The sequence below is a fragment of the Marinobacter sp. genome (assembly GCF_035268745.1).
Lineage (GTDB): Bacteria > Pseudomonadota > Gammaproteobacteria > Pseudomonadales > Oleiphilaceae > Marinobacter.
Genome location: NZ_DATFKH010000064.1, coordinates 1 through 10,890, shown reverse-complemented (window position 1 = coordinate 10,890; position 10,890 = coordinate 1). Strand labels below are relative to the sequence as shown.

Sequence of the window (10,890 nt, the reverse complement as noted above, 5' to 3'; positions counted from 1 at the left end):
GTTTTCCCTGATAAGATTCAATGGCTAACAGATATAACAAAGTGTCGGGGCCAGCAATATGACAACCGGATTCTTTTCTCACGATGACTGCAGCAAGCATGTAATGGGGCCAGAGCACCCTGAATGCCCAGAGCGACTGTCAGCGATTATCAGTTATCTGGCCGATACCGGCCTTGATCAGACTCTGGACTGGGTAAAACCGGAGGAGATTACCCGCGACCAGCTGCTGCTGGCCCACCCGGAGGGCTACCTGCACCAGCTGGATCTGATGCAACCCACCAGGGGCCGGGTATACACCGATCCGGACACCGCAATGATGCCCCTCACCCTGAGAGCAGCCCGTCTGGCAGCAGGAGCCAACGTTCAGGCAGTCGACATGGTGCTCAGCAATCAGCTCACCAATGCCTTTGTCTGCGCCCGACCCCCGGGGCACCACGCCGAACGCAGCAAGTCCATGGGTTTCTGCTTCTACAATAATGTGGCGCTTGCCGCCAAGCGGGCTCTGAACTTTCATCACCTTGAACGGGTTGCCATTATTGATTTCGACGTGCACCAGGGCAATGGCACCGTGGATATTGTCGGTGGCGACGAGCGCATCCTGATGTGTTCCAGTTTCCAGCATCCGTTCTATCCCCATTCCCATGTTCACCGGCAGGCGTCAAATATCATCAACACGCCAATCTCCGCAGGGGAGTCTGCGCTGACCTACCGCAAGACTGTTGAGGAAGCCTGGCTCAAGAGGCTGCAGGATTTTCGCCCCCAGATGATTCTGATTTCCGCCGGTTTTGACGGTCACAGTCTTGATCCAATGGCGGAACTGAATCTTGAGGTTGAAGATTACCGCTGGCTGACGGAAATGCTGGCAAGCGTCGCCCGCGACCACGCCAACGACCGCATCATTTCAACGCTGGAAGGTGGATACCATCTGAAAGCACTGGCCGAAAGCGTTAACGCCCATCTCGAGGTGCTCAGCCAGATTCACTGACCTGCATCAGCTGCTGGGGCCGGAGCTATCGTAACCCCGGGCCTGTTGCAGGTCTGGCCTTTCGCCTTCGCGCTGCAGGCGAATGGTTGCACGGCGGTTGTCGGCGGGACTGCGGGACGCCGGATACTGGTCGGCATGGCCCCGCACGATAATCAGGTCCTCTGGCAGCCCCTGGCTGATCATATAATCCGCCACCGCGTTTGCCCGCTCCTCTGACAGTGCCCGGTTATTGATTCGGCTACCCGAGCTGTCGGTGTGGCCATCAACGAACACCTGCTCAACCGTCGAATCTGCCAGCACATAGGTGACGATATTATCGAGCAGACGCCGATCACCGTCCGCGAGACTGGAGCCACCGGTGCGGAACGGAACCCGTGAGCGTTTGACCTGGTCGTAATTGACCGGCAGCAGGCCCGCCGCACAGGAGCGATAAGCGGGAAGCTCACGGGAAAAGTTGATGTTGGAGACCCGAACCCGCACCAGACTCCGGTCATACCAGGACTGGCGTGATACGGTCGGGCTCATGCCCTGCATCAACCCTTCGATCAGAATCATCGACTGCCGCGCATCCAGCTCGACCTGACGCCGTCCTTCAGCAACGGACACGCTGCCCATGGGTCTGGGCCTGACTCCCGGGCGCCAGGGCGGCGCCTCTACCGCCAACAGGCCGGTGCCCGGCCGCATCAGCGATAACTCTGACTCCAGAAAGAACGACAGCTTCTCGCCGGCGCGATGACTGAACACAGCGCGGCCATAGCCAGGCACCTCATGCACCAGCGTGCACTCAAACACTGACTGCGAGAGGTACCATTGACTGTTCTCGATACCCGCGCCATAGCTGGCAGCCTGCAGGCCGGGGGCCAGAGCCGCGCAAGCCATCGCGATGGCAGTGCCCAAGCTGCGGGAATCCTGTATCAATCTGGCCATAGCCGCCGGTCCGCTTGCTGAATTCGGTCTGACTAGGGTTACGGCTGTCATCGTCGATTCTTTAGGCCCTGCGCAAAAACAATCGGGTGTCGGTTCTGATATAATCCCGCCACTTTTTGCCTTGCCGGAACCTTGACCCAGGACAGCAACATGACCGACCAGATCACCATCACCCGTCCCGACGACTGGCACCTTCATGTTCGCGACGGCGAAATTCTCAGAGATGTGGTTCCGGCGACAGCCCGGCATTTTGCCCGCGCGATTATCATGCCGAACCTGACTCCGCCGGTAACGGATGCCGCGATGGCGATGGCTTACAGAAACCGGATTCTGGCTGCCGCCGCCGGCTCCGATTTTGAACCGCTGATGACCCTCTACCTGACCGAAACCACGACATCCGCGGAAATACTCGCGGCAAAAGCGGCGGGTATTGTCGCCGCGAAGCTCTATCCTGCAGGCGCCACCACCAATTCGGCGTCAGGGGTGACCGACATCCGGCGGATTTACCCGGTGCTGCAGACCATGAGTGACTGTGGCATGCTGTTGCTGGTTCACGGTGAGGTCACCGACCCGGATGTCGATATTTTTGATCGTGAAAAAGTCTTCCTTGATCGCGTCCTGGCGCCGACCCTCGAAGCATTTCCGGCACTGAAAGTTGTGCTGGAGCACATCACCACCGCGGACTCGGCCGAATTTGTGCAACAGCATCAGGGCGACCGGCTGGCAGCAACCATCACCCCGCAGCACCTGATGTACAACCGCAATCACATGCTGGTCGGCGGCATTCGCCCGCACCTCTACTGCCTCCCGATTCTCAAGCGTAATCGTCATCAACAGGCGCTGTTTGACGCTGTTGCCAGCGGCAACACCCGGTTCTTTCTGGGCACCGATTCCGCACCCCACGCCCAGGATCGCAAAGAAACGGCGTGCGGCTGTGCGGGCTGCTATTCAGCATTCAGCGCCCTGCCACTGTATGCCGGGGTGTTTGAAACACTGGGCGTACTGCACAAGCTGGAAGCCTTTGCCAGCTTCAACGGGCCTGACTTCTACGGTCTGCCAAGAAACCGGGGCACTCTTACCCTGATCAAGCAACCCTGGCAGATGCCCGAAACACTGCCCCTGGGCGCTGGCAGGATCGTGCCGCTAGAGGCCGGAAAACAGCTGCAGTGGCAGGTCGCCTAATCATACAATTCTGGAGTTCTTGTGACTGAAGACACCCAACCGTCGAATGCCACGCCGCATCCGATGTCACGCCGCTTTCGCGGATTCTTGCCAGTGGTGGTCGATGTCGAAACCGGCGGATTCAATCCGGAAACAGACGCACTGCTGGAAATTGCAGCGGTTATTCTGACCATGGACGACGATGGCTGGCTCAGACGCTCCGAGACCCACGTTCAGCAGATTGACCCCTTTGAAGGTGCAAACCTTGAGCAATCCGCCCTGGATTTCACCGGCATTGATCCCTGGAGCCCGGAGCGCGAAGCAGTGCCGGAACGGGAAGGTTTGAGCGAGATATTCAGCCCGATCCGCAAGGCCGTAAAGGCCCACGATTGCAAACGCGCGGTACTGGTTGGCCACAACGCAACTTTCGACCACAACTTTGTATTTGCCGCGGCCATGCGCGCAGACATCCGCCGCAATCCGTTCCACCCGTTTTCAACCTTCGATACCGCCACCCTGGCAGGCCTGGCTTACGGCCACACGGTGCTGGCCCAGGCCTGCAAACTGGCGGGCATTCCTTTCAGCAACAAGGAGGCGCATTCCGCCGCTTATGACGCAGAAAAGACCGCCGATCTGTTTTGCCGCATCGTGAATCGCTGGCGTGAAATCGGGGGCTTTCCTCCCCCGCCGCCAGAACCACCCGAAGAACAATAACCGGCTACCAGTAAATGCCACGCATTATCGAAGCGAACGCGACCTGCTCGCTGGACACCTTCGGCTTCTGGCCGGATTGACCGCCAGCCGCCGCCGGCGAATCCGGGAACATCCGGTAACCGGTGTTCATGACGATTTCGGCCATTTTGGGAGCCACCGAATGCAGCACCTGGGCAAAGGTGCCCAGACGGGTGGCGATACGCTTGGGCCGATAAATCATTGCACTGGTTACCATATCCGCCGCCTCGTCCGGTGTCAGCGTCGGCACCGAGTCATAGATCTTGGTGGGTGCAATCATCGGGGTGGCTACCAGCGGCATGTTGATCGTGGTGAAGGTCACATTGCGATCAGACCACTCTGAGGCAGCACAGCGGCTGAACGCATCCAGCGCGGATTTGGATGCCACATAGGCCGAGAAACGCGGCGCATTGGTCAGCACACCAATCGACGAAATATTGATCACATGGCCGCGGCGACGCTCCAGCATTTTCGGCGCGAAGCCCATAATGAGCCGGACCGAGCCAAAGTAGTTCAGTTGCATGGTACGTTCGAAATCGTGGAACCGGTCGAAAGACAGCGCCAGTGAACGGCGGATAGAGCGGCCGGCGTTATTGATCAGAAAATCGACATGACCGTGGTTCTCCAGCACCGTCTTGACGAAACGGTCGGCGTCTTCCATTTCAGCGAAGTCACACTGGTACGGATGAACATTGCCACCGAGCGCTTCCAGTTCCTCGGCAACTTCCATCAGCCGTTCTTTCTTGCGCGCGCCAATGACCAGAATTGCACCGGCTTCAGCAAGCTTTTCAGCCGTTGCCAGACCGATGCCCGAGGTGCCACCGGTAATGACGCAGACCTTGCCTTCAACCGTGCCACGCAGGGTGCGGTCCTTGAACAGATCCGGATCCAGGTTGCGCTCCCAGAAATCCCAGATCGTTGCCGCGTAATCCTCGAGTCTGGGCACCTCAATGCCGGTGCCCTTGAGAACACGCTCGGTCTCCCGGGCGTCGAATTTGGTCGGATAATTGATAAAGGACAGAACCGAGGGCGGAATACCCAGGTCGTCCAGAACGGCCGAGGTCAGACGCTTGACCGGCGGCAGGTTCTTCAGGCTCTGGCGGATGAACGGGGGAATGAATCCGAACATCCGGGAGTCAATACGCATCGCCATACGCGGCGCGTGGCCCGCCTCGGCAAAAATATTCAGGATTTCGCCCACTTTCCTGGGGTTGGAATCCACCAGGTGGAAGCAGTTACCGTCCTCCCCTTCCAGGTGCGCAATGTGGTCCAGTGCATTTACCACAAAATCCACCGGTACGATATTCAGGTATCCACCCTCGACACCAATGGTAGGCACCCACTGCGGCAGGGCATGACGGACTTTCTGGATCAGCTTGAAGAAGTAGTAAGGGCCATCCACCTTGTCCATTTCGCCGGTCTCGGAATGACCGATGACCATACCCGGACGGTAGATGCGGAACGGAACCTTGCAGCTGTCGCGAACCACTTTTTCCGATTCGTGCTTGGTCTTGAGGTAGGGATGATCGAGCTTTTCCGCTTCCGCGAACATGTCCTCCCGGAAAGTACCCTTGAACAGGCCGGCAGCGGCAATTGAGGACACATGATGGAAGCATTTTGCCGCCATGGCCTCGGCGGCACTTACCGCGCTGCGGGTGCCCTCGATGTTGGTGGCCTGCTGGGCCTCTTCATCAGCACCCATATCGTAAACGGCTGCAAGGTGGAAAAAGTGATCAATGTTCCCCTTCAGCGACTTCATGGTCTTGGCGTCGATGCCGAGATCCGGACTGGTCAGGTCACCAACCACCGCTTTGACGCGGCCTTCGTCGGCTCCCCAGCGCTCACGCAACAGCTCCAGCTTACCCTGGGACTGCTCGCGAACCAGCACGTAGACGGTGCCACCACGAGCCAGCAGCTTGTCAACGAGAAAACGGCCGATAAACCCGGTGCCGCCGGTCAGAAAGTAGTTCATTGATTATCCACCCTTCTTATTATGTCAATTGTTGTCTGTGCCTGTTTTCCTGGCCGGAACCGGATTCAGATCTTTGTTCAGGGGAAAACGCCGGCATTATACTCAACTGCATTTCTCATGTATCAAATTTTTTAGAGCAAATACTCACTCAAGCTATTGTTTTAACATGAGCTTCTATCCTGATTATCAGTCAGTGGCCATCCGTTGGCCTGCCCGAATCTGGAGCATACTAAAATTGCAGCCTAGCACATGGTTTTAAGGGCGCGCGTAAAACAGCGGTATTACATTGATGAAATGAAACTGGCCCCCAGCAATGACATAATCACGACCGGTTTTTTTCACTTTTCTTTACTCTCTTCTGAATGGGCAAACGTAATATGACCAAGACGGATCCGAATGCAGACCGCTACATCACCATTGCCCGGGCCTGCCTCAAAGCCATCAATGACACGGCAGCGGACTCGGGCACCCGGGAGCAGAAAATTCAGGCGGTTTATGAAGCCATTGATAAAGCATTTCAGGCCGAGTTCGAGGATTATCGTCAGGCCGTGGCGGTCATGGGAACCGTGCTTGAACGCATTGCCAGCGGCCAGCTGGATTCAGAAGCAGCGGCAAATCTGGCACGCAAGACTCTCGACCAGCAGCCACAGACAACCCGAAACGATCAGATTCACTGACAGGCAGATAATATGATCCAGACAAGATTCAAGGTTCCATCCATGGCCATTGCGGTGCACTTCATTGCGATGCTGTTGCTGCTGACCGCCGGTCAGGTGCTGGCCGCAACGGCGCCGGTCAAGAGCCCGAACGATGACAATGCCTACCGCTATCTCAACCTGGACAATCAACTGCGCGTGCTTCTGGTCAGCGCCCCCGAATCCGACAAGGCCGCCGCATCAATGAATATCACCGTCGGCAGCGGCGACGACCCGGCCGACCGCGAGGGCATGGCCCACTTCCTTGAACACATGCTGTTTCTGGGCACGGAAAAATATCCTGATCCCGGCGAGTACCAGCAATTCATCAAGAGTCACGGCGGCAGCCATAACGCCTTTACTTCCTTCCGCAACACCAACTACTTCTTCGACATTCAGGCAGAACATCTGGACGCCGCACTTGATCGCTTTGCCGAACAATTCTCGGCGCCCCTGTTCACGGCTGAACTGGTCGACCGGGAACGCAACGCGGTCCACTCGGAATTCAGCGCAATGCAGAAGGAAGATGGCCGCCGTTTCTACTCGGTAAAAAAAGCCATCAGCAATCCTGAACACCCTTTCCATCAGTTTGCCGTAGGCAATCTGACGACGCTGGAGAATACGGAAGAGCGCCCCCTGCGCCCGGATCTCCTGGAGTTCTGGAAGTCCCGTTATTCTTCCAATCTGATGACCCTTGCCGTCTATGGTCCACAGCCCCTGGACGAGCTGGAAGCCATGGTTGAAGACCGCTTCAGCCGTATCGAAAACCGCCAGCTGAAGACCCGAGTGTTCGACCAGCCCCTGCTGGAACCGGACACCCTGCCTGGCCGCGTTACGGCAAAAGCCCTGAAGGATATTCGTTCACTGTCGCTGTCCTTTCCGATTCCATCGCAGCAGGAAAATTACCGCAACAAACCGGTCCGCTATGTTGCCAACCTGCTGGGCCATGAAGGTCCCGGCAGCCTGTTTGACCGGCTGAAGCAGGCAGGTCTGGTGGAAAGTCTCTCTGCCGGCAGCGGCATGGATACAGGTACCGAAGAAACCGTGGAAATCAGCATGTCCCTGACCCCCAGGGGGCTGGAAAACCAGGACCGCATTCTGGACCTGACATTTGCCTGGATTGATAAAGTCCGCAACCAGGGGATTTCCGAACGCCGGTTTGAAGAGATGCAAAAGCTGGCGCGAATTGACTTCCGGTTCCGCGAAAAGCAGTCACCAATCCGCTCGGTCACCCACCTGTCGATGCTGATGCCGCATGTGGCGGCGGAAGACGTGCTTCGCGCACCCTGGATGATGGAAAGCTACGTGCCTGGCCAGTATCGGGACATTCTTTCCCTCCTGACCCGGAACAACGTGCTGGTATCAATACAGGACCCGCAGCCGGAACTGCAATCACCGCAGAAAACCCCCTGGTACAATGCCGAATTCTCGCTGCAGCCACTGCAGCCGGGCGCGATCAACACCGACCTGATGGCAGGCCTGGCACTGCCCCCGGAAAACCCTTTCGTGCCCAACGACCTGGAAATGATTTCCGGTCCCACCATGGCAAAGCCGGTTTCCCTCGGCGCCATCGAGGGCCTGGACATCTGGTATGCCAGGGACATCCGCTTCGACACGCCCAAGGCAAACGTTTACGTCAGCCTGAGGACACCGGCCACCCGGGCATCCGCACGCAGTGATGTATTATCAGACCTGCTGATCGACACCATCCAGACCAACATCAACGCCTGGGCCTATCCCGCCCAACTGGCCGGCCTGGATTACAGTATCTACTCACACCTGCGTGGCATCACCATTCGGGTGGGCGGATACAGCGAAAAACTCCACATCCTGATGATGCGTATTCTCTCCCAGGTAGCCGACCCCGTTCTGTCAGAGCAGCGCTTCAACATCGCCAGGGAACAGATGATTGACAGGCTGCTTAACAAGGCCAAGAATCGCCCGGTCCAGCAGGCCTCCGAATTCATCCAGACGGCACTTATTGAGGGTTCCTGGAATACCGAAGATAAACTGGCCGCCGCGCGCAACGTCACTTTTGATGAGCTCGGGTCTTTTGCTGAAGCCTTGCTGTCGGAGGTGGATCCGGTGATGCTGGCCCATGGCAACATGACCCCGGCCTCCGCCCTCAACTTCGCCCGGCTGGTGAACTCCTCCGTACTTCGCCAGAGCGAACGCACGGAAGTTCCGCGCAGCCGGGTTCGGGCACTGCCGCAAAGCGGGATCCAGGCAAGCATTGAGGTAGACCACCCGGACACCGGTTATACCCTCTATGCCCAGGGCGATAACACCAGCTTTGCCGAGCGGGCCACCTTCCGCCTGCTCGCGCAGATTGTGGCCAGCCCCTTCTATGAGGAAATCCGCACCACCCGCCAGCTTGGCTACATCGTGTACGCCATGCCCTACGAGATGCTGGAAACGCCCGCGCTGGGCTTTGTGGTGCAATCCCCGGGCGCCAGCACCAGCGAGATAGACGCGGCTGTCAGGGAATTCTCCGAAACCTTCATGAACACCCTCTCAGACATGAGCCCGGCAGACCTGACCCGGGAAAAGCAGGCAGTCATCAGCAAACTGCTGGAAAAAGACCGGCAACTGGGTGAGATCTCAGGACGTTACTGGCAGGAAATCGACCGGGAAGAGACCAGCTTCAACTCCCGTGAGCAGCTTGCCGAGGCTGTCCGCAACGTATCCCGCGCAGACCTGATGGAAGCCTTTCAGACCAGAGTGGTCGAACGCTCCCGGGCACTCCGCGTAAATACAGCAAAAGCGGCGACTGACGGGCAGGCTATCATGGAGACCCTGCGGGAACGGCCTTTCGTCCCGGACGCCTGAAATCAGACGGCTGGACCATACTGGGGGAACTGGCTGACAAATCGCCGCCAGTCCTCCGGTTCATCCACATCCCACCGCGCTGGCAGTTGTACGCAGGTCAGGCCGCACGCATCCAGTCGGGCGACGGTTTCAGCCAGCGCCTGATCGGTTCCCCAGTGGATGCTCTCCAGCATGCCGGTAACATACGTCCGCGCGCCGATCAGCACATATCCGCCGTCGTCCGACGGGCCCAGCACAACATCGGCATCCTCCAGCGCCTGCACGGCCTGGTGGATATAACCGGCATCCACCGAGGGGCAGTCGCTGCCCACAATAATGGCTTTGGAATAATTCGCCAGCCCCTCGGACAGCGCTGCTTCCATGCGTTGCCCCAGCACAACACCCCGCTGAAAACCCTGCCTGAGCCCAAGAGCTTCAATACGGTTGATGATCGGCCAGGCCGCTTCCGGCACATCCGATAACTCACGGTCCCAGAAAAAACGAACCTCAAAATCGCTGGCTGACAGCTGGTCCAGGACAGCCAGGCTGAGCGTGATATGAGCCGCGAGCGCGCCCTGCTCTCCCAGCTCCGGCATCAGCCGGGTTTTCACCTGACCTGCTTCCGGCCATTTGGCAAACTGCATCACCAGTGCAGATTCCGCCTGTTTATTCGGCATTGCGCACATCCGCCCGATAGAGTCTGGCAAGAGCCTCCGGCGACTCGCCGCGCCAGTAACGCCAGCGTATCCGCCACATCAGCAACACCGTACGCCAGGGGCCATGCTTCTGCCAGCGTCGGCTGTCCGTTATCACCGGGTCGGGGATGCAGAATGGCCGGGAATAGCGCTTCAGCCGGGACGAGATTTCGACATCCTCCATTAACGGTATCGGTGCAAAGCCACCCACATCGACAAAAACCGACTTGCGCACAAAGATGGCCTGATCCCCGGTGGCGATTCCGGTCATCCGGGAGCGGCGATTCATGAACCAGGCAATCACCCGGAACAACCGCCGCTGGCCGGATAAACGAACATCGAACCGGCCCCAGGCCAAAGAGGATGCCGCAAATTCCGCAAGCTTATCGAGGGCAGAGCAAGGCAGTTGCGTATCGGCATGAAGAAAAAGCAGGATATCGCCGGAAGCAGCGGCGGCCCCGGCGTTCATCTGAACCGCCCGCCCCGGCCCGGAAACAATCACCTGATCGCATAATGGCCGCGCCAAGCTGGCGGTATCGTCGTCGCTGCCACCATCAACCACAATGATTTCAGGGGGCTTTTCAAAGCCCTGGCCACAGCCGCGGGAACGCAGCGACTGCAGTCCGGACAGCGTCGACTCAATGGCCCCGGCTTCACGCCAGACAGGCATGACAATGCTCAACGACAAACCCTGCGGCAAAACGCCTCCTACCGGAATTACAGTCCAACAGCCATAACTCACGCCACAGAAGCGAACGCACCTTGAGCCACAGCCCTTCGGCCGCTATCATACCGCCCTTCTCAGGTTAATGCCCCCGTAGCTCATCTGGATAGAGCGTCCCCCTCCTAAGGGGAAGGTAGCAGGTTCGAGTCCTGCCGGGGGTACCAGTCACCCTTCCGCATTGATCCACAAAC

Annotated in this window: 9 protein-coding genes and 1 tRNA gene; 6 read left to right on the top strand and 4 right to left on the bottom strand. The window is 58.2% G+C overall.

The annotated features are described in order from the left end of the window. The first annotated feature begins 58 nt into the window (after nucleotides 1-58). Complete coding sequence (locus VJ956_RS06000; protein ID WP_324082783.1) at nucleotides 59-985, top strand: histone deacetylase family protein; 927 nt, start codon at nucleotides 59-61, stop codon at nucleotides 983-985. 6 nt (nucleotides 986-991) lie between these two features. Here VJ956_RS06000 and VJ956_RS05995 read toward each other — a convergent pair whose 3' ends face one another. Beyond that, nucleotides 992-1,912, bottom strand: coding sequence for a flagellar protein MotY (locus VJ956_RS05995; protein WP_324082781.1), 921 nt, complete (start codon nucleotides 1,910-1,912; stop codon nucleotides 992-994). Nucleotides 1,913-2,062: 150 nt separating this feature from the next. Between VJ956_RS05995 and pyrC the strand changes: the two genes are divergently transcribed. Both pyrC and rnt read left to right on the top strand, forming a co-directional pair. Beyond that, nucleotides 2,063-3,094 (top strand): dihydroorotase, encoded by a 1,032-nt coding sequence (gene pyrC, locus VJ956_RS05990; protein WP_324082779.1) that lies wholly within the window; start codon nucleotides 2,063-2,065, stop codon nucleotides 3,092-3,094. 63 nt (nucleotides 3,095-3,157) lie between these two features. Continuing rightward, nucleotides 3,158-3,787 (top strand): ribonuclease T, encoded by a 630-nt coding sequence (gene rnt, locus VJ956_RS05985; RefSeq protein ID WP_324082830.1) that lies wholly within the window; start codon nucleotides 3,158-3,160, stop codon nucleotides 3,785-3,787. Between the two features lie 4 nt (nucleotides 3,788-3,791). Here rnt and VJ956_RS05980 read toward each other — a convergent pair whose 3' ends face one another. After that, a complete protein-coding gene (locus tag VJ956_RS05980) occupies nucleotides 3,792-5,777 on the bottom strand; it encodes an SDR family oxidoreductase (RefSeq protein WP_324082777.1) in 1,986 nt (661 codons plus the stop codon). 377 nt (nucleotides 5,778-6,154) lie between these two features. Between VJ956_RS05980 and VJ956_RS05975 the strand changes: the two genes are divergently transcribed. Together VJ956_RS05975 and VJ956_RS05970 are read left to right on the top strand one after the other, a co-directional pair. After that, on the top strand, nucleotides 6,155-6,454 hold the full coding sequence (locus VJ956_RS05975) for a hypothetical protein (RefSeq protein WP_324082775.1): 300 nt from the start codon (nucleotides 6,155-6,157) through the stop codon (nucleotides 6,452-6,454). Nucleotides 6,455-6,466: 12 nt separating this feature from the next. Further along, on the top strand, nucleotides 6,467-9,301 hold the full coding sequence (locus VJ956_RS05970) for an insulinase family protein (protein WP_414674387.1): 2,835 nt from the start codon (nucleotides 6,467-6,469) through the stop codon (nucleotides 9,299-9,301). 2 nt (nucleotides 9,302-9,303) lie between these two features. Here VJ956_RS05970 and VJ956_RS05965 read toward each other — a convergent pair whose 3' ends face one another. Both VJ956_RS05965 and VJ956_RS05960 read right to left on the bottom strand, forming a co-directional pair. Further along, complete coding sequence (locus tag VJ956_RS05965; protein ID WP_324082773.1) at nucleotides 9,304-9,957, bottom strand: TIGR04282 family arsenosugar biosynthesis glycosyltransferase; 654 nt, start codon at nucleotides 9,955-9,957, stop codon at nucleotides 9,304-9,306. Beyond that, nucleotides 9,947-10,657 carry a TIGR04283 family arsenosugar biosynthesis glycosyltransferase gene (locus VJ956_RS05960; protein ID WP_324082771.1) on the bottom strand — a complete coding sequence of 237 codons (711 nt, stop codon included), beginning with the start codon at nucleotides 10,655-10,657 and terminating at the stop codon, nucleotides 9,947-9,949. Before VJ956_RS05960 ends, VJ956_RS05965 begins: the two co-directional genes overlap by 11 nt. 129 nt (nucleotides 10,658-10,786) lie before the next feature. On the opposite strand from VJ956_RS05960, the gene VJ956_RS05955 reads away from it, so the two are divergent. Continuing rightward, nucleotides 10,787-10,863, top strand: a tRNA-Arg gene (locus tag VJ956_RS05955). The last annotated feature ends 27 nt before the right edge of the window (nucleotides 10,864-10,890 follow it).